26 protein-coding genes are annotated in these 22100 nt (G+C 57.1%); 18 read left to right on the top strand and 8 right to left on the bottom strand.

The genetic code is table 11. The features are described from left to right. Nucleotides 1–168 precede the first annotated feature (168 nt). The 6 genes from ACF8YQ_RS08735 to ACF8YQ_RS08710 are packed head-to-tail and all read right to left on the bottom strand — an operon-like array spanning nt 169 to nt 4996. Nucleotides 169–735 (bottom strand): DUF1285 domain-containing protein, encoded by a 567-nt coding sequence (locus ACF8YQ_RS08735; RefSeq protein ID WP_396623220.1) that lies wholly within the window; start codon nt 733–735, stop codon nt 169–171. Between the two features lie 14 nt (nt 736–749). Next, nucleotides 750–1646: a radical SAM protein gene (locus ACF8YQ_RS08730; protein ID WP_396623219.1), complete on the bottom strand. Its 897-nt coding sequence runs from the start codon at nt 1644–1646 to the stop codon at nt 750–752. Between the two features lie 41 nt (nt 1647–1687). Continuing rightward, nucleotides 1688–2137 (bottom strand): SixA phosphatase family protein, encoded by a 450-nt coding sequence (locus tag ACF8YQ_RS08725; RefSeq protein WP_396623218.1) that lies wholly within the window; start codon nt 2135–2137, stop codon nt 1688–1690. A gap of 30 nt (nt 2138–2167) precedes the next feature. Continuing rightward, complete coding sequence (locus tag ACF8YQ_RS08720; protein ID WP_396623217.1) at nt 2168–3229, bottom strand: NAD(P)H-dependent glycerol-3-phosphate dehydrogenase; 1062 nt, start codon at nt 3227–3229, stop codon at nt 2168–2170. A 52-nt stretch (nt 3230–3281) separates the two neighbouring features. Next, on the bottom strand, nt 3282–3773 hold the full coding sequence (locus ACF8YQ_RS08715; RefSeq protein WP_011784965.1) for an STAS domain-containing protein: 492 nt from the start codon (nt 3771–3773) through the stop codon (nt 3282–3284). A 14-nt stretch (nt 3774–3787) separates the two neighbouring features. Then, complete coding sequence (locus ACF8YQ_RS08710; RefSeq protein ID WP_396623216.1) at nt 3788–4996, bottom strand: PP2C family protein-serine/threonine phosphatase; 1209 nt, start codon at nt 4994–4996, stop codon at nt 3788–3790. 112 nt (nt 4997–5108) lie between these two features. Here ACF8YQ_RS08710 and ACF8YQ_RS08705 point away from each other — a divergent pair, with 112 nt between their 5' ends. Further along, nucleotides 5109–6593 (top strand): HD domain-containing protein, encoded by a 1485-nt coding sequence (locus ACF8YQ_RS08705; RefSeq protein ID WP_396623215.1) that lies wholly within the window; start codon nt 5109–5111, stop codon nt 6591–6593. A 6-nt stretch (nt 6594–6599) separates the two neighbouring features. On the opposite strand, the gene ACF8YQ_RS08700 is transcribed toward ACF8YQ_RS08705, so the two are convergent. Then, nucleotides 6600–7625: an NAD(P)/FAD-dependent oxidoreductase gene (locus ACF8YQ_RS08700; protein WP_273030038.1), complete on the bottom strand. Its 1026-nt coding sequence runs from the start codon at nt 7623–7625 to the stop codon at nt 6600–6602. A gap of 8 nt (nt 7626–7633) precedes the next feature. Between ACF8YQ_RS08700 and ACF8YQ_RS08695 the strand changes: the two genes are divergently transcribed. The 10 genes from ACF8YQ_RS08695 to ACF8YQ_RS08650 all read left to right on the top strand — a co-directional run bounded on the left by ACF8YQ_RS08695 (nt 7634) and on the right by ACF8YQ_RS08650 (nt 16088). Then, entirely contained in the window at nt 7634–8590 is a 957-nt protein-coding gene (locus tag ACF8YQ_RS08695; RefSeq protein WP_226610864.1) for an acyl-CoA desaturase, read from the top strand. Beyond that, a complete protein-coding gene (locus tag ACF8YQ_RS08690; protein ID WP_011784970.1) occupies nt 8587–9057 on the top strand; it encodes a nuclear transport factor 2 family protein in 471 nt (156 codons plus the stop codon). The genes ACF8YQ_RS08695 and ACF8YQ_RS08690 overlap by 4 nt, the downstream gene beginning before the upstream one ends. Then, a complete protein-coding gene (locus ACF8YQ_RS08685) occupies nt 9054–9836 on the top strand; it encodes an SDR family oxidoreductase (protein ID WP_014421431.1) in 783 nt (260 codons plus the stop codon). The genes ACF8YQ_RS08690 and ACF8YQ_RS08685 overlap by 4 nt, the downstream gene beginning before the upstream one ends. A gap of 25 nt (nt 9837–9861) precedes the next feature. Beyond that, nucleotides 9862–11127 (top strand): NAD(P)/FAD-dependent oxidoreductase, encoded by a 1266-nt coding sequence (locus ACF8YQ_RS08680; protein WP_394131501.1) that lies wholly within the window; start codon nt 9862–9864, stop codon nt 11125–11127. A 2-nt stretch (nt 11128–11129) separates the two neighbouring features. Continuing rightward, nucleotides 11130–12032, top strand: a complete 903-nt coding sequence (locus ACF8YQ_RS08675) for a DUF1365 domain-containing protein (protein WP_396623214.1) — start codon at nt 11130–11132, stop codon at nt 12030–12032. Further along, nucleotides 12020–13294 (top strand): class I SAM-dependent methyltransferase, encoded by a 1275-nt coding sequence (locus tag ACF8YQ_RS08670; RefSeq protein WP_396623213.1) that lies wholly within the window; start codon nt 12020–12022, stop codon nt 13292–13294. Before ACF8YQ_RS08675 ends, ACF8YQ_RS08670 begins: the two co-directional genes overlap by 13 nt. Continuing rightward, on the top strand, nt 13291–13815 hold the full coding sequence (locus ACF8YQ_RS08665; protein ID WP_396623212.1) for a DUF2878 domain-containing protein: 525 nt from the start codon (nt 13291–13293) through the stop codon (nt 13813–13815). Before ACF8YQ_RS08670 ends, ACF8YQ_RS08665 begins: the two co-directional genes overlap by 4 nt. Next, nucleotides 13812–14549, top strand: a complete 738-nt coding sequence (locus ACF8YQ_RS08660; protein ID WP_396623211.1) for a hypothetical protein — start codon at nt 13812–13814, stop codon at nt 14547–14549. Before ACF8YQ_RS08665 ends, ACF8YQ_RS08660 begins: the two co-directional genes overlap by 4 nt. Before the next feature lie 78 nt (nt 14550–14627). Continuing rightward, entirely contained in the window at nt 14628–15440 is an 813-nt protein-coding gene (gene xthA, locus ACF8YQ_RS08655) for an exodeoxyribonuclease III (protein WP_014421425.1), read from the top strand. An 18-nt stretch (nt 15441–15458) separates the two neighbouring features. Next, nucleotides 15459–16088 (top strand): TetR/AcrR family transcriptional regulator, encoded by a 630-nt coding sequence (locus ACF8YQ_RS08650; protein WP_396623210.1) that lies wholly within the window; start codon nt 15459–15461, stop codon nt 16086–16088. Nucleotides 16089–16091: 3 nt separating this feature from the next. On the opposite strand, the gene ACF8YQ_RS08645 is transcribed toward ACF8YQ_RS08650, so the two are convergent. Further along, the gene (locus ACF8YQ_RS08645) at nt 16092–16511 is read right to left on the bottom strand and encodes a phasin family protein (RefSeq protein WP_011784979.1); all 420 of its coding nucleotides are present in this window, start codon (nt 16509–16511) and stop codon (nt 16092–16094) included. A 343-nt stretch (nt 16512–16854) separates the two neighbouring features. Here ACF8YQ_RS08645 and ACF8YQ_RS08640 point away from each other — a divergent pair, with 343 nt between their 5' ends. The 7 genes from ACF8YQ_RS08640 to ACF8YQ_RS08610 are packed head-to-tail and all read left to right on the top strand — an operon-like array spanning nt 16855 to nt 21683. Beyond that, the gene (locus ACF8YQ_RS08640) at nt 16855–17292 is read left to right on the top strand and encodes a YeeE/YedE family protein (RefSeq protein WP_396623209.1); all 438 of its coding nucleotides are present in this window, start codon (nt 16855–16857) and stop codon (nt 17290–17292) included. Between the two features lie 3 nt (nt 17293–17295). Beyond that, a complete protein-coding gene (locus tag ACF8YQ_RS08635) occupies nt 17296–17742 on the top strand; it encodes a DUF6691 family protein (protein WP_396623288.1) in 447 nt (148 codons plus the stop codon). After that, complete coding sequence (locus tag ACF8YQ_RS08630; protein WP_396623208.1) at nt 17732–18160, top strand: TIGR01244 family sulfur transferase; 429 nt, start codon at nt 17732–17734, stop codon at nt 18158–18160. Before ACF8YQ_RS08635 ends, ACF8YQ_RS08630 begins: the two co-directional genes overlap by 11 nt. A gap of 23 nt (nt 18161–18183) precedes the next feature. Next, nucleotides 18184–19296 carry a ferrochelatase gene (gene hemH, locus ACF8YQ_RS08625; RefSeq protein WP_396623207.1) on the top strand — a complete coding sequence of 371 codons (1113 nt, stop codon included), beginning with the start codon at nt 18184–18186 and terminating at the stop codon, nt 19294–19296. 16 nt (nt 19297–19312) lie between these two features. Further along, complete coding sequence (locus tag ACF8YQ_RS08620) at nt 19313–20053, top strand: 5-oxoprolinase subunit PxpA (RefSeq protein ID WP_396623206.1); 741 nt, start codon at nt 19313–19315, stop codon at nt 20051–20053. After that, nucleotides 20050–20733, top strand: coding sequence for a 5-oxoprolinase subunit PxpB (gene pxpB / locus ACF8YQ_RS08615; protein ID WP_396623205.1), 684 nt, complete (start codon nt 20050–20052; stop codon nt 20731–20733). Before ACF8YQ_RS08620 ends, pxpB begins: the two co-directional genes overlap by 4 nt. Further along, complete coding sequence (locus tag ACF8YQ_RS08610) at nt 20730–21683, top strand: biotin-dependent carboxyltransferase family protein (RefSeq protein WP_396623204.1); 954 nt, start codon at nt 20730–20732, stop codon at nt 21681–21683. Before pxpB ends, ACF8YQ_RS08610 begins: the two co-directional genes overlap by 4 nt. Nucleotides 21684–22100 lie beyond the last annotated feature (417 nt).

Raw genomic sequence — 22100 nt, 5'->3', positions numbered from 1 at the left:
TTAGATTGTAGGCAATCGAAAGTGATCGTGAACAGCCTGACTGCACAGAGGGACTAACGACCACCGGGCCTCGTTAGAGAGCCAGGCTCGATAACAAGTAAGAAACCACAGTTTAACAAGTGACAGACTGCGTTTTCTACCTTATTCATTGGGGTTGTCAGGCGCTTTTCAACCGCCCTGCCCGATTTCCCAGAATTTTCCGTGACTAAGCACCCCGTACACGGTTTTTCCCGCCGCTTCGGTTTCCTCGGCCAGTTCGGCGAGGTCATAGAACGCCGAGGTAACCAGCCGGGCTTCAACACCGTGGCGTACCTGAATAACTGGCCGAGGTTCGCCAGTCTCAGGGTAAGAGCCCACATGTAATCGGTGCTGCTCGCCAATCTCCAGGGTTTCGCCCATGTTGGTGGCCAGGGTAATGACCTGCTCCGCGCCCTCGCCTTTCACTTCCAGACCATGGGCCAGCAGTGGTGCGTCCTCAACCTGGATACGCCATTTCTCGACCGGCGTAACCAGGTAGTACTCGCCATCGCTTTCCCGCCTGAGAATGGTAGAGAACAGCTTTACCGTGGCCTCCCGGGCGATGGGCTCACCTTTGAAGATCCACTGGCCATCCCGGGTGATCACCAGATCCATGTCGCCGGAAAGTTCGGGGTGCCATTGGTCCAGAGGTGGCAGATCCCTGCTCTTGCCGGCATGCTCGAGGGATTTTGCAATGTCATCGGGTGTCCGGTTCATCATTTTCTCCCTGATCAGAGCCCACGCATCCATTCTTCCCGCAAAGGTACGGCGCCGGGCTGGGTAATGGCCATGTTTACCTGCTGCAGCAGGCGGTCTTTATCGCGGCCCAGCGTGCCCTTGAGCACAAGGTAATTGGAAGCGTGATCGCTGCGGAAAATGGTGTTATCCAGTTCCAGGTGTTCCAGGAACAAACGGATTTCCTCGAACAGGGCCTGCTGGCCCAGGGGGACGAAATCTGCCCCGAAACCCTCGCGGAATCGCTCTTCACCCTGCGGAAAGCTGACCACCAGGGTCGACAGGTAATCCGGCTGGGTTTCATTGCAGAGTGTGGCGGTGTTAATGGCATGCTGCCGTGACAGAGCTTCACCGCCCAGACCATTGAGCACCATCACCGAGCTGACCAGACCGGCCTCCCGGATCTTGACCAGTGCCGACCGGGTGGATTCCCAGGTCTCGCCCTTGTTAACGCGCCGCAGTACCTCGTCGTCACCGGATTCCATGCCCACATAGAGGATTTTCAGGCCGGCTTCCCGGAGCTGCGCCAGTTCTTCAACGGACTTTTTCGCCAGGTTTCGCGGCAGGCAGTAGCTGGAAACGCGTTCCAGGCCGGGAAAAGCTCGCTTCAAGTCAGCGATTATTTCCAGCAAGCGCCGGGTGGGCAGCACCATGGCATCTCCATCGGCCAGGAAAACCCGGCGCACGTCGCCAAATGCCGCTGCTGCTTTCTCGATGTCTGCCCTGATGTCTTCGGGCTTTCGAGCCCGGAATTTCTTCTGGGGCTGAGTATACATCTCACAGAAGGTGCACTGGTTCCAGGAACAGCCATTGGTCACCGGCAGAATCAGCGATTTGGCCTCGCTGGGCGGCCGGAAGACCGGCTCAATGTAATCAATGGGAAAACTGTACATAGGTTCGTTCAGTATCAGAAATGAGTGATGTACTGATTAGATCAGGGCAGAAACTGGGCTTTCAAGTCGGCGCAGCCTGTCCCCACTACAGGCATATCCAGCAGTACAGCCTGAGAAGTCATAAAGGGAATGCCCTGCCGATGGCCATCCACCAACAGAGTGGAGAAGCTACCCACAAATGGCATGTGGGAAACCAGCATCAATGGCGAAATCTGGTTCTCCAGCAGCTCATCCAGGCAGCGGCCGGGGTCGTCATCCGGCGTGATAAAGGCTTTTTCTTCCACCGGGCAATTCAGCACTTCCGCCACAATCGCAGCTGTTTGCCGGGCCCGAACATAGGGGCTGGACCAGATCTGAGCGGGACGCCACGGGGAGGATGCAATCTGCGCCGCCACGGCTGCCACGCCCCGCCGGCCCGCGTCTGTCAGCTCGCGCTCCTGATCCAGGGAATGCCAACCGGCCTCTCCATGGCGCATAACAATCAGATGCACGTGCCTCTCCTTCCGGATGACAATACCGGGTTATTGGGTAATGGTGCGTGGCAGAATGAACTCCACGTCAGAGTTCTGTACGGCCATCATCAGGCTGTTGATCACCGCGTTGATGGAAGCACCTTCGTACAGAATCTCGTAAAGCCCTCGTACCAGCGGCATGTAGATGCCAATGGCCTCGGATTTTTCCCGCACCAGTTTCAGGGTATAGATGCCTTCGGCCACCTGCCCCAGCTCCTGCACGGCTTCGTCCAGTTTCTGGCCCTTGCCAATGGCGTAGCCAACCCGGAAATTCCGGCTTTTGCTGGAGGTGCAGGTGGCAATCAGGTCGCCAACACCTGCAAGGCCCATAAAGGTCATCGGGTTGGCACCCAGACTAACCGCGAAACGGCTCATTTCGGCCAGGCCACGGGTAATCAGCATGGCCTTCGCGTTCTCGCCCATGTTCAGGGCAGAAGCCAGGCCGGCAACAATGGCGTAGATATTCTTGAGTGCGCCGGCCAGCTCAACACCATAGATATCAACATTGGCGTATACCCGGAAGTATTCACAGCCCAGCAGTTCCTGCACGGTGCGGCGCACATCCGGGTCTTTCGCGGCGATCACGGTGGCGGTCAGTTCCCGGTTGACGATCTCGCCGGCCAGATTCGGCCCGCTCAGGACGCCGGAGCGGCACCTGGGGAGTTCCTCCAGCAGGATTTCGCTCATCAATTTGAAGCCATGCTCTTCAATGCCTTTGGTCAGGCTGACGACGATCTGGCCATCGCGGAACGCGCTGCTGTGTTCGCGAATGACCGACCGAAACGCTTTTGAGGGGATGGCAACCAACACGATCTCCGCCTTGCGCACCGCTTCGGCCAAATCTGTTGTCGGCTGAATATCGCCCTCAAGGGTGACGGCAGGCATATACCGGCGGTTAATGCGGGTGCTGCGTATTTCCTCTGCCTGTGCTTCATCGCGCATCCAGAAATGCACAACGTGGCCGTTCTCGCCCAGTACTTTTGCCATGGCAGTACCGAAACTGCCGCCACCAAGTACTGCCACATCGTAGGAATTCGCCCCGTGATTACCGGGCGTCGGGTTATCAGGCATAAACGTTCCGTTCTGTTTCTGTCAGGGCCGGGCCCGGTGCAGGACTGGCGCTTCAGCCAGTTTCCTCGCATTCCAGGGCCCGTACCAGATTCTTGAATTCTTCCCTGTTCCGGCTATTCATGCCCATCAGTACTTTATGGGCATCAAGAACTTTGTCGCGAACCTGCTGTTCGCTCGCCTTGAGCACGGGAATTTCTTCGAGTTCTTCAATTCGGGAAGCCGGCTCACGGACAATGATAAAAATCTTGTCGAAGCCCATGGATGTAATAATGCGGGTGATATCGGGGTTGGTGGAAATCAGCGTTGGCAGAAAATGACTTTGTTTCTGCGCCGCCAGCGCAATCTTGGCCAGCAGGCCAAGCGTCGTGCTGTCGATGATTTCGGTTTCGGTGAGGTCGATAACCACGGTCTTGAATGCCGGATCACGGGTTATGGACTCAACCAGATTGTCCAGCGTCGAACACAGGTTCAGCCGGATTTCCCCAATAAACTTCAGGACGTATATTCCCTGCTGTTCTGCTTGCAGGATTTTATAACCAGCCATTTTTCACACTGCCACTAAGTCGACGACGTGTTATCTGACCCGTTTATGGTATCAGTTACCGATACTATCGCGATATCGTCAGGCAGCTCCGAGATCTTACCCAGCCCCAGAGCGTCGCTCAGCGATGCGATAGTGTGACTACCTCCTGAAACGAGTTCAAGTAGTCTGTTCTCCTTTTCATCCAGAGATTTGGCCGGGATCACTTCCAGCAGGCCATCGGAGAACAACAAAAGCCTGAATGGTCGGTCCAGCTTCACCTGGTAAAGTTCCCATTCCGGCGTTTCAAACAGCCCTACCGGCAGCCCGCTGCCTTCCAGAAAACGGGTTTCACCGTCTTCAAAAGACAGAATGGGCATCGGGAAATGCGCCCCGACCGCATAGCTCAATGTACGTTCAGTCGTTGAAATGATGCCAACAAACACGGTGACATGCTTGCCAAGCCCGGTATCCAGAAGCTCCGAGTTGATCCGCTCAAGGAAGCGTTCCGGATGCAGGATGTCCTCACTGGACTGGCGCCGAAGATTCCGCTGCAAACGATTGGTGAGGTTTCGCAGTAACACCGTAACGAACGCGGAACTGGCGCCATGGCCCGATACATCGGCAATGTACACGAGCACCTTGTCTTCACTGATGCGAAAATAGTCGAGAAAATCCCCGCTGAGATACAGCGACGGCTTGATGAGGTAATCAACGCTGAGCCCGGAAAGCGTGAGCTCGTGGTCTGGCAGCATTTTAAGCTGTACCTTGCGGCCAGCGTTCTGGTCGGCCCTTAACTCGGCAATACCGTTGCGCAAGTCCCGGTTGGCTTCTTCCAGCTCCTGCCGGTACAGCTGATTCAGGCGGTTTACCCTGACCCGGTCAAACAACTTGCCGATAACGTCGTCCAGGGCGTTGCGGTCGTCATTGCAGGGTTTGAGTACCACATCGGCGGCGCCGGCCCGCATGGCCTGGACCACGTCGGCACTGGACTGGCTGCTGGTGCAAGCGACGATGGGCGTGAAACTTTCCACTTCGTCGAGGCGCCGGGACAGCTCTCGTATCGCTTCTGGAGGGAGATCCGCAAAGATCACATCCGGGATGTTGTCGTCGAACAATCCTCGGGCAGCGTTTACCCCTGCCGCACCAGTTACGTAAAACCCCCGCGCCTCCAGGTAACGGGACAGATCGGCGCGGGCCTGTTCATCGGCGTCAATTATCAGAATGCGCTCGGTGCGCGAGGTCATGTCGGTTGCCCTAAACTACCAGCGGTAAAGAAAAAAGGCTTTATATGGCCTATTCTGGCATGCCCCTGTGATATAACAAGGCCGCAATCATCATTTTGGGAGAATTGTAACCATGAGACGTGCCGTTAACGATCTGCTCGGAGCCTATGACAAACTGATCATGGACCCGGTGCATGGCGGTATCCCGCTCTACCGGCACGAAATCCAGGTGATTGACCATCCACTGTTTCAGCGCTTGCGTAACATCTGCCAGAACGACATTCTGAGCCTGGTTTTCCCCGGCGCCACCCATTCCCGTTTCCTGCACAGCATCGGGGTGATGCATGTGGGCACACGGATGTTCCGGGCCATGATCGATGCATACCTTCGAGAACGGCAGCTGAGTGAGCAGACCGATCTCAGCCTGAGCCAGCTCGATGCCATCGATTACCTGGCCAAGACCATCCGCCTTGGCTGCTTGCTGCACGACAGCGGACACTCCAGTTTCTCCCATCAGTTCACCCAGGCCCGGAAGATTCGCGACCTGATGTCTCGCCCTGAACGGTTCCGGGATTTGTGGGAAGGCGTTGACTATTCGGCCTACCACGCCAATGAACCGGAAGAGCTGGAGCATGAACACTACTCTGTTCGAGTCGCCCATGACGTGCTCTCGTCTGTGGATCTGGAGAGCGCCGGGCTGGCTGCCATCGATGTCATCGGCATTATGGAAACCACCGATGTTACGCCCAGCGAAACCTTCTGCCGCCACGCCCAGACGTTCTGGGAATTTATCGCTGGTGATGATGCCATTGCCGGCACTATCCCGCCCCGGGATGTACCGCAGCTGGTGATGGGCCTGCTGTCATCCATAGTTTCGGGGGAAATTGATGCCGACCGGGCCGATTATATGTTGCGGGACGGCTTCCACAGCTCGGTCACCATCGGCGGTTTCAATCTCGATCACCTGCTGAGCAACCTGCGGTTCGGCTGGGACGTTTCTGAACCCTGGATGGGGCTTGCGATTACCCAGAAAGGCCTGGGCGCCCTGGAAGACTTCGTGTACAGCCGCCACCAGATGTACCGCAAGGTATATGCGCACAAGACCGCTCTGGGCTTCGACTGGTTGCTGCGTGAGGCCATTAACGAAGTGCTGGAGGACCCGGAAAGCTTCGACTGGGTGGATACCTGCCTGAGCAACATGAAATGGTTTGCCGAGCTGACCGACAACTTTTTCTGGGAAGCCTTCCGCAAGGTTGCCCGCCGGGAACCGAGGAGCTACTCGTTCTGCATCGTGAACCGTGTGAAGCTGGACCACGTCGACACGCGAGAGAATCTGGACAAGACTGAAATCCTGAATCACAGCCGCTGGCTGGCATCGGAACTGGGCATTAACCCGGACAACGTGGTGACCTGCTCCATGAAGGCCCGCTTCTCGAACATTCAGGACAACTTCAACGGCATCAAGGTCTTGGTGAAAAACCCGATCACCCGGGAGCGAAGCCTGCGAAAAATCACCGAGGTGAGTGCCTTCTTCTCAAAATTCGGCGACGGCACCATCACCCATTTCTACCGGCGGCCGGAGGTCGCAGAAAAAGCTCCCTCCGACCTGACTGAGTAGCCGCAATTACTGATCAGGGCTCTGGCCCATTGCCTGCACCAGTTGCGAGGCGCTTTCCCAGGCGCCTTCAACCCGACCGCCCGCCAGCCAGTCGCCGGCCAGGCCAATGCCGGCAATGTGGTCGAACAGGTAGCCAGGATTATCGGCGGCTTCCGAGCGTGCGTACAGCCAACGGTGAGGTACCCAGTCATCCGGAGCCTCTTCATGCCCGGTCAGCCCCCTGAATTCCGCCAGCAGAGCTTCAGCAATGCATTCCGGGGCGTCATCCACGTGCTGATGTGTCCACTCGGGGTTCGCGTGCAGCACCCACCACTGGCCCTTGTCTTCCCGGCCGGGTTTGGAGGAGTTGTTGGCCACCCAGAACAACACGTCGGAGTTGGGGCGCGCAGCATCAAACGGGAAATCAACGGGACGATTAAAATGGGCAGCTACCGCCCAGCAAGGCAGGATATTATCCACGTGCTCAGCCAGCCCTTCCGCCATCGCTTCAAGCCCGCTGTCCCGCAACAGTTCCTGAGCCTGCGCCGGTGGCGCCGTGATCACGACCTGATCGAAGCCGTCGTAGTGCTGACCCTCGGTATCGGTGAGCTGCCATTTGGAACGGTGTTTTGACAGCCGGGCGATTCGAACGCCTGATTCCAGCGAAATGTGTTCAGACAGAGCCCGGGAAATGGCCGTCATTCGCGGAGTACCAACAAACCTGTGTTCCTCTGGAAACGTCTGCCAGCTGTCCCTTTCCGTCTGATAACCGAAGCGGGCATTCCAGCTCTGGTAGCTCTGGTGCCCCGCCCAGCGATCCAGAAACCGGGTGAAACCGGGATTACGGGACGTGAAGTACTGGGCACCGATATCGGCCGAGCCGTTCGCCACGCGTTTGGACGCCAGACGACCACCAGGGCCGCGGCTTTTCTCGAAGACCCGGACAATATGGCCCGAATCGCCAAGAAGAATTGCGGCCGTCAGCCCCGCCAGCCCTGAACCAATAACCGCGATGCTGCGTATTGATGTGGTGTCTGATGTTACTTCACGCATGGTTGTATATGACCCGAGTAAATAGTTGGTTAACAAACATTCTGAGATGGTTCGATTCCGAAGCAGGATCAGATCACCTGGATACGGACTCCCGAGCCTTTAACTGGGTACGAGTCCTGCCCTTCATCTCCCTCCACCTTGCCTGTTTGCTGGCACTTTATACAGGTGTCAGTACCTTCGCAGTGGTTTTTGCCATTGCGTTCTTCCTGGTAAGGATGTTCGCGATCACGGGCTTCTACCATCGCTATTTCTCCCACAAAACCTTCAAAACCAGCCGGCCTGCACAGTTCGCGTTTGCCATTCTGGGGGCCAGCGCGGCCCAGCGGGGGCCTTTGTGGTGGGCCGCGCACCACCGGCATCATCACCAGCACTCGGACAATGAGCAGGATCTGCACTCACCACACCAGGGCGGGTTCTGGTGGTCCCATATGGGATGGTTCACCTGTGATGCGGGCTTTGCGATGGACGAACGCAGGGTGCGCGACTGGCTGAAATTCCCGGAACTCAGGTTCATCAACCGTTTTGACTCTCTGATACCCGCCGCGTTCGCGGTTGCTATTTACCTGTTTGGCGAGGCACTGGCCCTGTGGGCGCCCGAGCTCGGCACCAACGGGCTTCAGCTCCTGGTATGGGGTTTCTTCATATCAACCGTGGTGCTTTTTCACGCAACGGTTTCGATCAACTCCCTGTCACACGTCTGGGGTAAAAGACGGTTTGAGACCGATGACGACAGCCGCAACAATTTCTGGCTGGCTCTGATCACCCTGGGCGAGGGCTGGCACAATAACCACCACCGCTGGCCGCAATCGGTACGCCAGGGTTTCCGCTGGTACGAAATTGATGTCACCTGGTACGGCCTGTGGTTGCTTTCCAAGCTGGGCATCATCTGGGATCTCAATCCAATTCCGGCTCATATTCAGAAAGAGACCCGGGAACTGGACCACAAGAGGAGGAACCGCTCATGACGACGTCTGCCTCTGCCATTGAAGTCGGGGCACCGGATTCCGGATTGCCCGTGGTACTGGAACGTTTCTGTTCGCTGTATAACGCACTGGACAAAGGCAATCTCAACAAGCTCCAGCAGGTATACGGCGAGGATATCGAGTTTCAGGATCCTTTTGGTCGGGTACATGGCCTTGATCAGCTAACCGAATACATGGCGAGCGCCTACGGCAACGTTATCCGCTGCCAGTTCCGTTTCCATGAACCCGTCATTCAGGAATGCTGGTGCAGCCTGCCCTGGGTGATGGAACTTCAACACAAGCGTGTCCGCGGCGGCAAGCCGGTGTTTGTAGAAGGCATCAGCCACCTGGAAATCCGGGACGGGAAAGTGCGATATCACCGGGACTATTTCGACGCCGGCCAGCTATTGTATGAAAACCTGCCCGTATTGGGCCGCATGATTCGTTGGGTAAAGGAGCAGGCGGGATGAGCCAATTGCTGTCATCACCCAGCAACATCTGGTTAACCGGCGCCTCATCCGGTATTGGCGAAGCGCTGGTTCACGAACTCGCCGGTGCCGGTCACAAACTGATTGTGACCGGCCGCCGGCAGGAGCCATTGGATGAGCTGTTGCAAACCTTCCCGAACCAGATAGCCGCCGCCGCTGCGGACACCACCAGCAAGAATGACTTGCAGGGGGTCAAGTCGCAGCTTGACCACTTTGGCGACCTGGACATGGTCATTCTGAACGCCGGTACCTGTGAGTATCTGGAAGTCGCGGACTACAACAGCGATGTCATTGCCAACAACGTGACCACCAACGTGATCGGCACAGCACGCTGCCTGGATGTTGCCCTGCCGGCGCTGCGGGCGACCCGTGCCAAAGGTAAACCGGCGACGCTGGTGATTGTGAGTTCCTCGGCGTGGTGGTTTCCGTTCGGGCGTGCTGAGGGCTATGGCGCCTCCAAGGCGGCACTTACCTACTTTGCCCAGTCACTGAGAGCTGATCTGGCGGCCGAGGGGATTCGGGTGGTGGTGGTATCCCCGGGGTTTGTCAAAACGCCATTGACGGACCGAAACGATTTTCCCATGCCGTTCATCATCTCAGCCGGGGATGCGGCTAGACGAATCCGCACAGGGCTTGAGAAAGGCCGGAACGAAATCGCGTTCCCGAAACGCTTTACCTGGTCCCTGAAGCTGCTAGCCGCCCTGCCCCAGGGAGTCATCGACCGCATGGCCGCCTCCATGGCCCGTAAAACCGATCATTGAAGTTTGACCACAGGAAATACCTTGCATGAATCAGGAACGTCAGCGAATTGCCGTGATTGGCGCTGGAGTATCAGGTTTAACAGCCGCCTGGCTGCTGGCCGACAAGCACGATGTGCATCTGTTTGAAGCCGGCGACTATGCCGGAGGCCACACCAACACGGAACAGGTTGAAGCTGGTGGTCGCACCTGGCCGGTGAATACCGGTTTTATTGTGTTCAACGACTGGACCTACCCCAACTTCATCAAGTTGATGGATCGGCTCGGGGTGGCCTCTGAAGTGAGCAACATGAGTTTCAGCGTGGACTGCCATGCCAGTGGACTGCAGTACAACGGCACCAGTCTGAACACCCTGTTCGCCCAGCGCCGGAATCTGTTTAATCTGAATTTCCTGAAAATGATCCGGGAGATTCTCCGGTTCAACAAGGAAACCCGTGCCGACCTGGCCGCCGGCACGATTCCGGACGGCGAAACACTCGGGGAATACCTGAACCGCAACGGCTACAGCCGGTACTTCCGAAACTACTACATTGTCCCCATGGGCGCGGCTATCTGGTCTGCGCCGGAGATTGTGCTGGAACAGTTCCCAATCCGGTTTTTCCTGCAATTTTTTAACAACCACGGCATGTTATCTGTGGATGACCGGCCCACCTGGCGAGTGATTTCCGGAGGTTCGGCTACCTACGTAAACCGGATGATGGACAAGCTGGGCGAACGCACCCATCTGAACAGCCCGGTAACTTCCGTAAAACGGGATGACGAGGGCGTTACCCTGGTGGCCAACGGACAGGAACATCGTTTTGACCAGGTCATTTTCGGCTGCCACAGTGACCAGGCCCTGGCCATGCTGGACGACGCCACTGACGATGAGAGAAGCATCCTCGGAGCCATCGCATACCAGAAGAACGACGTGGTTCTGCACACCGACGCCAGCGTACTGCCCTCGAACCGTCTGGCTTGGGCCGCCTGGAATTACATGATCCCGGAACACAGCACGCAACCGGTTTCCGTAACCTACAACATGAACGTTCTTCAGAACTTCGACGACGCTCCGGAAACCTTCTGCGTCACCCTGAACCGCAGTCGGGATATTAATCCGGAAAAAGTGATCAAACGGTTTGAATACGATCACCCCGTCTTCACACTGGACGCCGTTGCCGCACAGGAGCGTTACGATGACATCGGTAACCGGAACCGCACCCACTTTTGCGGTGCCTACTGGTTCAATGGCTTTCACGAAGACGGTGTGCGCAGCGCACTGAGGGTTACCCGGGCGTTCGGGGTGGAGCTCTGATTATGGCCAGTGAATGGCTGGAAGGCACCATTAGGCATCGGCGCAAGTTACCGGTTCAGCATGAATTCAGCTACAACATCGGTATGCTTGCCCTCGACCTTGATGACTGGTCCACGGTAACCAGAACCAGCCCGTTCTTCTCCCTCGAACGTTTTAACTGGCTGGGACTCTACCGCCGGGATTACCTGGACCCGGAAGTGCCCAGCCTGCGCCAGGCCGTATTCAACCGTGTTAAAAGCGCCACTGGTTGGGCACCGGACGGGCCAATAGAACTGGTTACCCACCCACGCTATCTTGGCTACATTTTCAATCCGGTCAGCTTTTACCTGTGCTATGAACGGGGCTGCAGGCCGGAAGCCGGCGCCATTCCGCGCGTGATCGTCGCCCAGATAACCAATACGCCCTGGAAGCAGCGCCATGTTTACTGCATGGAATGCACCCAGCCGGGGCCCGGCTCCGATAGCGCCTGGCATACCGAGCGTTTTGCCTTCAGCAAACGCTTCCACGTGTCGCCATTTAACGGCATGAACCAGCACTACCAGTGGCTGTTCAGTTTTCGCGGCAAGGACATGCGCATTCACATGAATGTGGAAGAGCAAGGCCACAAGCATTTTGATGCCACGCTGGTAGTCCAACGCACCCCTCTTGATCGTAAAACACTGCACAGGAGCCTGAGACGGTTTCCCCTGGAAACCATCAAAGGCGTTGCCGGTATTTACTGGAATGCCCTGAAGCTGAAACTCAAAGGGGCACCCTTTTACACCCACCCGGACAAACTCGATGCAACCGACAGTGCCTACCAGCGCGGTATCGAAGATCTGGGGCTGGATGTAACAGAAAAGGCACCGGCACAACAAGACAACGCATTTGATTCGGCAGGAAGGGTAAGCTCATGGAGAACCTGAACACCTCGGTTGAACACCAGCACACTAGCAACACGGGACTTTCGTTGATCAGCCGTGTTGCAAAGAGCCTGGTTTACCAGCAGCTGGCGCAGCTTGGTCATGGCAAGCTGGTGATCAGGGAGGCAGGAGCCCAGGACCTCGTATTCGGTGATGGCGATGACCGCTATCCCCAGGCCGAGTTGGTAATCCACAATCACAGCACCTGGCGGGATCTGGTGACCGGTGGCAGTATCGGTGCTGCCGAATCCTATGTGGCAGGTGACTGGAGCTCGCCAGATCTGACCGCCCTGCTCCGGTTTTTTACCCGTAATATCGACACCATGAACCGGTTCGAAGACCGCTTTGCCTGGATCAGCAAACCTGCGCTCAAGGCGCTGCACTGGCTGAACCGCAACACCCCGGAAGGCTCCCGCAAGAACATCAGCGCCCACTACGATCTGGGCAATGACCTGTTCCGCCTGTTCCTGGACCCGACCATGATGTATTCCTCCGCCATTTACCCCCGCGAGGATGCAACCCTGGACGAAGCGGCCGTTCACAAGCTGGATACCATCTGCCGGAAGCTGGATTTGAGGCCGGAGGACCGGGTGGTGGAAATCGGTACTGGCTGGGGTGGCTTTGCCATTCACGCCGCCAAATACTTTGGCTGCCATGTCACCACAACCACCATTTCCAGGGAGCAGCTGGAGCTGGCCCAGGCGCGAGTGAAAGCGGAAGGTCTGGAAGACAAGATTACGCTGTTGTTTGACGACTACCGCGATCTGCAGGGACAGTTCGACAAACTGGTGTCCATCGAGATGATCGAAGCCGTTGGCCCTCAATTCCTCGACAGCTACCTGTCCCAGATCAGCCACCTGCTGAAGCCGGATGGCCTGGCGCTGATTCAGGCCATTAACATGCCGGAACAGCGTTACCACCGGGCATTGAAGAATGTGGATTTTATCCAGCGCTACATTTTCCCCGGCAGCTTTATCCCATCATTCGGCGCTATTCTGGGTTCCATGGACCGGGGCTCGGACCTGGTACTGACCCATGCCGAAGACTTCGGCTTTCACTACGCCCGAACGCTGAGGGACTGGTGTGATCGGTTTATGGCGCGCCGTCAGGAACTGGAACAGCTGGGTTACGACCAGGCCTTCCAGCGCCTGTGGCATTTCTATTTTGCGTACTGCGAAGCTGGCTTCAGCGAGCGAGCGATTGGCGTTGCCCATCTTGTCATGGCCAAGCCGGCCAACAAGCGCGCGAATATTTTAAGTGTATGATCACTTCAAAAACTGCCCGTAACCTGTTGAACTTTATACTGTTCCAGACAGGCTGGCTGGCCTGCGTGCTGTACCCCGGGCTGGCTACAGTGGGGCTGATCCTGGTGTTCCTGGGCCTGCATTTTGCTCTGGTCAGTCAGCGTCGGTTTGCAGAACTTCAGTTTATTGGCTTTGGCGTGGTGCTCGGCGGCCTGATGGACACGCTCTGGTTCCGAACCGGGGTTCTGGCCCTGGATTCAGGAGCCGAGGTGCTGGCGGCCCCGCCCTGGCTCATCGCCATCTGGGCCATCTTCATGACCACCCTGTGCCATTCCCTGGGCTGGATTGGCCAGCGCCAGTGGCTGCCGTGGGTTCTGGCCCCCATTGCCGGGCCGTTTGCCTATTGGTCTGCCAGCCAACTCGGCGTGGTGGCGCTGCCGAACCTGACCATCTCCCTGGCCGCCATGGCCGTCGGCTGGCTCGTCCTGTTTCCGTTGCTGCTGTTCATTCGAAAGGCCCTGTATACGGAGCTCGAAACATGAAGCCAAGTACTTCAGCCGTTCTCGCTCTTCTGGCAGCCGCCGCGCCCCCCGCTGCTGGAGCCGTATTTGAATTCACAGGTACGGCCAAACAGGATGGGAACGTGCTTTATCAGGAGGATCATCGGGTTGAAGGTACCTGCTCCGAGGGGGTCTTTGCCCCGGTTGATCACCAGGTTTCCTACCGGAATCCGGAAAGCGGAGACGAGTTCGCCAGCAAATCGATGTCTTACAATAACTCTGCGTTCAGGCCTCAGGTTGAGTTCCGCCAGCCAAGCTTCGGTGAAGCATTAACCGTCACCTACCCCCAGGAGCAGTCTCTCAACATTGTCTGGCAGGAGCCAGCGGGAGACACCCGTGAATTCACGGTGCCCTTTGACCAGCGACTGGTGGTGGATTCAGGGTTTGACTACTTTGTCCGGGCCAACTGGGAACAGGTCCAGCAAGGCGAGTCGGTGGAATTCCGGTTTCTGGCGCCCACCCGGGGGGAACACTACGGTTTTGTTCTCGAGCCCGCCACCTCCGTCAAGGTGAACGCAGAAGTGACTGTCCAGATCCGCCCCACCAGCCTGGCATTGCGGTTTCTGGTCGACCCCATCGTGCTGGGCTATAGCTCAGACGGCGCACTGACCGACTATCTGGGGTTGACCAACCTCCGGCAAGATGCCGAATCCAACCACATCGCCCACATTCGCTATCAGGTTTCCCGCTTACCGGATTGTGAACTGACACGGTAATCTGGTCGCAGCTGCCAGACGGCACCCGGCCTGGGGTGTGTTAAACTCCGAAAAAATTTTTCCGGAGATTCTGCGCCCATGATGTTTGTGTCGTTCAATGTGAACAGTATCCGCACCCGCCTGCATCAGCTCGAAGCCGTGATTCAGCAGCTTAACCCGGATGTCATCGGTCTTCAGGAAACCAAGGTCACTGATGAGGAATTCCCTGTCGAGGCCATTCGCGAGCTCGGTTATCACGTTCACTTTCATGGCCAGAAAACCCACTATGGTGTTGCCCTGTTATCCCGCGCGGAGCCGGAAGAGGTCCTCAAAGGCTACCCCTCTGATGGTGAAGACTCCCAGCGGCGCCTGATTACCGGCCATTTCACCGTTAACGGCGAACCCCTGACCGTCATCAACGGTTATTTCCCCCAGGGGGAAAGCCGGGACCACCCTGTAAAGTTTCCTGCCAAGGAAAAGTTCTACGCCGACCTGATGGCCTACCTGGACGAATTGGCCAAGAAACCCGGCCATATTATGGTAATGGGCGACATGAACATATCGCCCACAGACCGCGACATCGGCATTGGCGCCGACAATGCCAAACGCTGGTTGCGTTCGGGAAAATGCAGTTTCCTGCCGGAAGAGCGGGAATGGCTTGGGCAGGTTGAACAACGGGGCTTTACCGATGTATTCCGCCATCTGCACCCGGACGAAGCCAATACCTTCAGTTGGTTTGACTATCGCAGCAAAGGCTTTGAGCGTGACCCGAGGCGAGGCCTGCGCATTGACCTGATCATGGCCAGTGACAGCCTCCTGCCCAAGGCAAAAGCAGCTGGTGTGTCCTACGATATCCGGGCCATGGAGCGACCATCCGATCACTGCCCGGTGTGGGCCTCATTCGACCTCTGATTGACCGGGCCATTACGGATGAAGAAAGTCAAAACCAGGGATCGGATCCTCGACACCAGCCTGCTGCTGTTCAACAGCCTTGGGGAGCCCAACGTCACCACTCTGCTGATCTCTGATGAGCTGGAGATCAGCCCTGGCAACCTGTATTACCACTTCAAAAGCAAAGGCGATATCGTTGAGGAATTGTTCCGGGCCTATGAGGCAGAGATGCTGGATCTTCTGGCGGTGCCCGACGAAGCAGACGTGCCCATGGACCAGTTCAGCTTCTTCCTGCATCTGCTGTTTGAAGCCGTGGCCCGCTACCGTTTCCTGTACCAGGATCTGGTCAATGTCCTGTCCCGTTACGATCAGCTTCAGGTTCGATTTCGCAGGATTCTCAAAAAAAAGGAATTGGCGTTCAACACGCTGTGTGAGAGTTTTCGCCGGCAAGGCATCATGAACATCGGTTCGGATGAACTGGCTTCGGTATGTGAGCAGCTTACCCTGACGGTGTGTTACTGGAGCAGCTTCGATACGCTTTCGCATCTGGATGACAGGGAGTCAGTGGACCCGGGCCGCGGGGTCTATCAGATGTTGCACCTGTTGCTGCCCTACCTGAACGAGGACGAGCAGGAACAGGTCCGGCTCACCAGCCGGACCTATCTCTAGAGTTTATTCTTCCTCGTCGCGCGCAGTGTTCTGGCCGCGCAGCCTGGACAGCTCACTTTCCAGTGCCTCGATACGGCGCTCCATAGCTTCGATTTCTTCCCGGCGATGGATGCCCAGGCGACGGAGTGCGCCAGAAACCCGCTGGTCGAACATATGCTCGAGCTTGTCCCAGGTACCGGTGGCCCGCTCACGAACCTCGCCTACCCGATCTTCCACGGTGCGGATCTGTTTCTCGACCACACCCCGGGTTTTGCTCTCCAGCTGTTCGCCTTCCTGAACCAGACGATCAAAGAACTTGCCGGCGTCCTCCTCCGCTTTGGTGTAGGCGCCAAGCCCAGCCAGCCAGATTTGCCGGGCGGAATCCTTGATCTTGCCCGCCAGTTGCGGATCATTTTCAGGATTTTTGTCGTCGTGCTCAGACATGCATACCTCATGGGAGTCGGGCATTAGCGGTAGCTGTCATTGTATTACAGCCGGGGCCGGATTGCAGTGGTGGCCCTGAGAACCGCATAACGAAAGGCCGCAGTATAACCACTGATGCAATATGAAAAAATGTTTTCAAACGAAAGCGCCTCTCACTTGAACTGTTCAAATTATGGTCAATACTTCCCAATACCGGCATCCCTGTTGATGTCGGTTTGTCTGGAAGTCTTTCATGGATACTACTCGCACGCCTCTGCCCGGCATTCCCTGCCGGGCTTTTTTTGTTATTATTTCTCCCCATTATATGGTTATTCCAAAACCGATATTTCGCGGGAGTCTATGAATGATTGATATTGCCTGGAGCCAGTTTACCCCTGGCGCTGCACTGACCGGCGGCCTGCTGATCGGCCTCGCCGCCGCAAGCTTCCTGCTTTTGAATGGCCGCATTGCAGGAATAAGTGGAATACTGGGCGGCCTGTTGGTGCCTGCCCGCCGCGATATACTCTGGCGGGTGGCTTTTCTCGCCGGGCTTGTAGGCACCCCAAGCCTGTGGCTGTTGTTTTCTGAACTTCCACCCATTCAGGTTGACGCAGGTTATCCAGCCCTGATCGTTGCCGGATTGCTGGTGGGTATAGGCACTCGCTTCGGCTCAGGCTGCACCAGCGGGCATGGTGTCTGTGGATTGTCTCGTCTGTCGCCTCGCTCACTGGTCGCAACCGTGAGTTTTATGGCAACAGGATTTTTAACGGTGTTCGTAATTCGCCACCTGATGGGAGTCTGAATGATGAAGTACTCTGTCACCTCACTTCTGGCAGGACTGATTTTCGGGTTGGGGCTCATGGTATCGGGTATGGCTAATCCGGAAAAAGTGCTCGGTTTTCTCGATATCGCCGGGCTTTGGGACCCTTCACTGGCTTTCGTGATGGGAGGCGCAATCATCGTCGGACTGGTCGCTTTCGCCGCGGCGCGCAGGCGTACCCTGTCGTTCCTCGGATTCACCATGAAAATGCCGGCGAACAACCGTATTGAGCCCAGACTTGTCATTGGCAGCATGATGTTCGGAATTGGCTGGGGCATCGCCGGTTTTTGTCCAGGGCCCGCCCTGGTGGCTCTTGGTGCGGGAGAAATCAAAGCCGTGGTCTTTGTTGCGTCCATGGTGGCCGGTATGATGGCATTCGAATTGATCGAGCGGATTAAACGACCGTCTGTGGGAGACACGCGTGGATATTAGAAAAATTGATGACAGCCTTTCCGTAGCGCCTCAAATCGCAATTGAGGACGTTGCCGAAATCGCGCGACAGGGGTTTCGGACCCTGGTCGCCAATCGGCCCGACCGTGAAGAATACGGCCAACCGGCCATGGCAGACATTGAGGCCGCCGCGAAAGAACAGGGCCTTGAGTGGGTCTACATGCCGGTTGAGTCTGGCAATATTACCGACCAGGACGTAGAACGCTTCGCGCCCATGATCCGTGATGCCGAGAAACCCGTACTAGCCTTCTGTCGTTCCGGCACCCGCTGTACGGTACTATGGGCCCTGAGCAGTGCCCGCGACCACCAGCCTGAGGAAATCCTGTCCCGGGCACGGAATGCAGGTTACGACATTACCGGGCTTATTCCCCGCCTGATGCAGCAGGCCGGCAAGCGTTAATTTTCACCTCACGGAACGTCTCAATGCCTTACAACGGGATCGATAACTACCGCCACAATGAGCCGGACCGGCTCGGTGTGCTGATCACCAACCTTGGAACCCCCGACGCACCTACTACTCCCGCCCTGAGGAAATACCTCGCGGAATTCCTCTGGGATCCGCGGGTTGTCGAGTTACCGCGCCCCCTGTGGTGGCTGATTCTGCACGGCGTCATCCTCCGCATTCGCCCCCGGAAAAGTGCGGAAGCCTATGCCGGTGTGTGGGAAAAGGACGGTTCTCCCCTGCTGATTCACACAGCGAAACAGGCTGAGGGTATCCGTGAGGCCATGAAACAGCGCTTCGGCACCAATGTGGTGGTAGGTTTCGCCATGCGTTATGGCAACCCTTCCATCCCCCGGGTACTGGACGAGATGCAACAACAGGGCGTGCGCAAGCTGCTGGTACTTCCGCTGTATCCCCAGTATTCAGCCTCGACCACGGCCTCAACGTTCGATGCCATTTCAAAAGACTTTACCCGGCGGCGCTGGCTGCCCGATTTCCGGTTTGTTTCCCATTACCACGATTTCCCGCCGTACATCGAAGCCATGGCGCGCCATATTGAATCCCACTGGGCTGAGCATGGCCGCAAGGAAAAGCTGATTCTCTCCTACCACGGCGTACCGCTGAAATACCTGCTGAAGGGCGACCCGTACCACTGCGAATGCCATAAGACATCACGGCTGCTGGCGGAGCGTCTTGGCCTCGGTAAAGACCAGTACATGACCACTTTCCAGTCCCGGTTCGGGCGGGAGGAATGGCTGCAACCCTACACCGATGAAACCCTTAAAGCCTTGCCCGGAAAAGGGGTAAAATCCATTGATGTATTCTGTCCTGGTTTCTCCGCCGATTGCCTGGAAACCATCGAGGAGATTAACGAGGAAAACCGCGAATACTTTATGGAGTCCGGCGGCGAAGGCTTTAGCTATATTCCCTGCCTGAACGCCACTCCTGGGCACATCGATGCCCTGGTGCAACTGGTGGAGGACAACCTTCAGGGATGGGATATTCCCGAGAACACACCGGAATCCCTTGAACAGCGGGCCACACTGGCGGAAGAGCGCAAACAGGCCACCTTCCCAGGCCGCAGCGATATCTGAAAAACAGGACGGTGCCATGAGACTGAATTGCGATCTGGGGGAAAGCTACGGCGCCTGGCAAATGGGCCAGGATGACCTGGTTATGCCCCTGATCGACATGGCCAACGTGGCCTGTGGCTTTCACGCCGCAGACCCTATGGTGATTCGCAAAACACTGGCACTGGCAGCTGCCCATGACGTGGCGGTTGGCGCTCACCCGTCCTATCACGACCTGCCCGGCTTCGGCCGGCGCTCGATTCACCACACGCCGGAAGAAATCGAAGCCCTGATGCTTTATCAGCTCGGGGCGCTCGAAGGCATGTGCCGCAGTGAAAGCCTGACGCTAAGCTACGTCAAACCCCATGGCGCCCTGAATAACGACATGATGCGGGACAATAGACTGCTTCGCGCCGTGATGGAGGCCGTACGCACCTTCCGGACCGATCTGGCACTAATGATTCCGGTCACCAGTAACTACCGCGAACATCAGCAAATGGCGGCCGATGTTGGCCTGCCCCTACTGCTGGAAGCCTTTGCAGACCGCGCCTACGATGACGAAGGCCAGCTGGTTTCCCGGCGCCAGGCCGGCGCCGTACACGAGGATCCGGACATCATCGTTCGCCAGGCAAAGTCGTTTGCTGACAAAGGTGGTGTGTTCAGTACCACCGGCCACTGGCTTGAGCTTCCCGCAGACAGCCTGTGCGTGCATGGCGATAATGATGCCGCACTGGAGGCGATCAAAGCCATCCGCAAGGCGCTCGGCAAACCCGGCCAATGATTGAGCCGGTTTCCGAAGACACCATCCTGATTACCCTGGCCCCGGCCATTGACGATACCCTGCCCGCTCGCATTGCCAGCCTCGTCGACAATATTTGGCGTGCCGGTTTTCACTGGCTGGTGGATATGGTGCCCTCATACACGACATTGATGGTGGTCTACGACCCGGTAGCCGTCGATTTCCGACAGGTAAGCGCCGAACTCAGGCCCCTCGTTCACAGGCTGAGCACGGAGGCGCACCAGGCGGAATTGAAAAGCCGCCTGGTGGAACTGCCGGTGTATTACAGCGTCGAGACCGGGCCTGACCTGCAATGGCTGGCCGCGGAGAGCGGCCTCGATTGCGAGGAAGTGATTCGTCGACACAGCTCGGTTGAATACCGGGTGCATGCGCTCGGTTTTGCCCCCGGCTTCGCCTTTATGGGGCAGGTTGACCCCACCATCGCCGCACCCCGGAAAACCACCCCGCGAAAACAGGTACCCGCCGGAAGCGTTGGCATTGCCAATCGGCAGACAGCCGTTTACCCGCAGGTTTCTCCGGGCGGCTGGCAGCTGATTGGCCGCTGCCCGACACGCCTTTTTGATCCAACGAACCTGTCGCTGCTCAAGGTGGGCGATCGGGTGCGCTTTACCCCCATCAGCCGGGAGGCGTTTCTGGCCGCCGGTGGGGAGCTCATTTCATGAGCTGGCTGGAGGTCATTCATCCCGGCGTGCAAAGTTCTGTGCAGGACAGTGGTCGCCGAGGTTATCGCCACCACGGGCTGGCCGCAGGCGGCGCCCTTGATCTGATCAGCTTTACCTGGGCCAACAAACTGCTGGACAATCCTCGCCATGCTGCCTGCCTGGAAATCATGCTGGGGGGATTCCGCGCCATTGCCCACGGCTCGCTCCAGGTTGCCATCACCGGTGCCAGAACCAGCGCGGCCGTGAACGGTGAACCCGTTGAGCTGTGGCGAACCTTGAACCTGAATGACGGTGACGAGCTGACCATCAGCCACTCGGGTCATAACCGGCTTATCTACCTGGCTGTGGCGGGGGGATTGGATTCACCGGAGCAGTTCGGCAGTCGTACGGTGGTTGTTCGGGAAAAGCTTGAGGGCCGGGGCCCGTTAAAGACAGGAGATAAACTGGTACCACGGGAACCGCAACGAAAAGTGCCAAGCCGGGAAGTTCCCGCACACCAGCGCCCTGATTTTAGTTCAGAGGTGGTTATCGGCCTGATACCGGGCTATCAATACTCACAGTTTCAACGTACGGATATCCTGCGGCTGACGACAAGCAACTACACCGTTAGCGATCAATCCGACCGTATGGGTTTCCGGCTTCAGGGCCCGGCCCTGGACTGCCCTCCTCCCGGCATCATATCCGAAGGTATTGCGCACGGATCCGTTCAGATTCCCGGTGATGGTCAGCCTATCGTGCTGCTGAACGATGGCCAGACGATTGGTGGCTACCCGAAGCCTGGCGTGGTACCGATCCTGGATTGCAGCCGCCTGGCCCAGCAACTACCCGGTGGCCGTGTCCGGTTTGAATTATGCGATCTGGCTACGGCGCAGAATCAGCGTCGGCTTTTTGAGCTTCACTACCAGAACACTCGCTGGTGTCAGAATGGCCAGGCACTTGAGTGGCTTTGATTCCCCCGGCATGCTCAAGATCGGGAACAGCCTGGCAAAAAGTGCATTCTTCCGTATCTACGGCCGCCCCACCCGTCTCGACATAACGCACGCGATGGCTCGCCCTGCCTCGATTCGCTGACACGGCGAAGCGGCGGTTTTTGCGATCTGACTGTTCCTGACTTTCAGGTTCTTCAGCCATGGATGAAATCTCCCGGATATGAAGCGTGGCGTTTGGAATCCAACGGGGGATTGGTGTAACAAGGATATTGGGGTATCGAGAGGAAAAACAAGAAGAAAAATGGCGGTGGGCCAGACCTTACAAAACCCGCCAACCACGCGGCCTTCCGACTCCTAACTACCCGAAAAATCAAAGATTACCTGTTTCGCTTGTGTCTTACCGTAACACTGTATAACATCAAATAACAATACTTTTTG

Source organism: Marinobacter sp. W-8, assembly GCF_044342215.1.
Lineage (GTDB): Bacteria > Pseudomonadota > Gammaproteobacteria > Pseudomonadales > Oleiphilaceae > Marinobacter > Marinobacter nauticus.
This window is presented reverse-complemented; position numbering and strand designations above follow the sequence as displayed.

Excerpts from the sequence above, each read along its gene's own strand:
- ACF8YQ_RS08735 (WP_396623220.1), bottom strand. The coding sequence starts at position 735 with ATGAACCGGACACCCGATGACATTGCAAAATCCCTCGAGCATGCCGGC.
- ACF8YQ_RS08730 (WP_396623219.1), bottom strand. The coding sequence starts at position 1,646 with ATGTACAGTTTTCCCATTGATTACATTGAGCCGGTCTTCCGGCCGCCC.
- ACF8YQ_RS08720 (WP_396623217.1), bottom strand. The coding sequence starts at position 3,229 with ATGCCTGATAACCCGACGCCCGGTAATCACGGGGCGAATTCCTACGAT.
- ACF8YQ_RS08715 (WP_011784965.1), bottom strand. The coding sequence starts at position 3,773 with ATGGCTGGTTATAAAATCCTGCAAGCAGAACAGCAGGGAATATACGTC.
- ACF8YQ_RS08710 (WP_396623216.1), bottom strand. The coding sequence starts at position 4,996 with ATGACCTCGCGCACCGAGCGCATTCTGATAATTGACGCCGATGAACAG.
- ACF8YQ_RS08705 (WP_396623215.1), top strand. The coding sequence starts at position 5,109 with ATGAGACGTGCCGTTAACGATCTGCTCGGAGCCTATGACAAACTGATC.
- ACF8YQ_RS08700 (WP_273030038.1), bottom strand. The coding sequence starts at position 7,625 with ATGCGTGAAGTAACATCAGACACCACATCAATACGCAGCATCGCGGTT.
- ACF8YQ_RS08695 (WP_226610864.1), top strand. The coding sequence starts at position 7,634 with ATGACCCGAGTAAATAGTTGGTTAACAAACATTCTGAGATGGTTCGAT.
- ACF8YQ_RS08690 (WP_011784970.1), top strand. The coding sequence starts at position 8,587 with ATGACGACGTCTGCCTCTGCCATTGAAGTCGGGGCACCGGATTCCGGA.
- ACF8YQ_RS08685 (WP_014421431.1), top strand. The coding sequence starts at position 9,054 with ATGAGCCAATTGCTGTCATCACCCAGCAACATCTGGTTAACCGGCGCC.
- ACF8YQ_RS08680 (WP_394131501.1), top strand. The coding sequence starts at position 9,862 with ATGAATCAGGAACGTCAGCGAATTGCCGTGATTGGCGCTGGAGTATCA.
- ACF8YQ_RS08675 (WP_396623214.1), top strand. The coding sequence starts at position 11,130 with ATGGCCAGTGAATGGCTGGAAGGCACCATTAGGCATCGGCGCAAGTTA.
- ACF8YQ_RS08670 (WP_396623213.1), top strand. The coding sequence starts at position 12,020 with ATGGAGAACCTGAACACCTCGGTTGAACACCAGCACACTAGCAACACG.
- ACF8YQ_RS08665 (WP_396623212.1), top strand. The coding sequence starts at position 13,291 with ATGATCACTTCAAAAACTGCCCGTAACCTGTTGAACTTTATACTGTTC.
- ACF8YQ_RS08660 (WP_396623211.1), top strand. The coding sequence starts at position 13,812 with ATGAAGCCAAGTACTTCAGCCGTTCTCGCTCTTCTGGCAGCCGCCGCG.
- xthA (WP_014421425.1), top strand. The coding sequence starts at position 14,628 with ATGATGTTTGTGTCGTTCAATGTGAACAGTATCCGCACCCGCCTGCAT.
- ACF8YQ_RS08650 (WP_396623210.1), top strand. The coding sequence starts at position 15,459 with ATGAAGAAAGTCAAAACCAGGGATCGGATCCTCGACACCAGCCTGCTG.
- ACF8YQ_RS08645 (WP_011784979.1), bottom strand. The coding sequence starts at position 16,511 with ATGTCTGAGCACGACGACAAAAATCCTGAAAATGATCCGCAACTGGCG.
- ACF8YQ_RS08640 (WP_396623209.1), top strand. The coding sequence starts at position 16,855 with ATGATTGATATTGCCTGGAGCCAGTTTACCCCTGGCGCTGCACTGACC.
- ACF8YQ_RS08635 (WP_396623288.1), top strand. The coding sequence starts at position 17,296 with ATGAAGTACTCTGTCACCTCACTTCTGGCAGGACTGATTTTCGGGTTG.
- hemH (WP_396623207.1), top strand. The coding sequence starts at position 18,184 with ATGCCTTACAACGGGATCGATAACTACCGCCACAATGAGCCGGACCGG.
- ACF8YQ_RS08620 (WP_396623206.1), top strand. The coding sequence starts at position 19,313 with ATGAGACTGAATTGCGATCTGGGGGAAAGCTACGGCGCCTGGCAAATG.
- pxpB (WP_396623205.1), top strand. The coding sequence starts at position 20,050 with ATGATTGAGCCGGTTTCCGAAGACACCATCCTGATTACCCTGGCCCCG.
- ACF8YQ_RS08610 (WP_396623204.1), top strand. The coding sequence starts at position 20,730 with ATGAGCTGGCTGGAGGTCATTCATCCCGGCGTGCAAAGTTCTGTGCAG.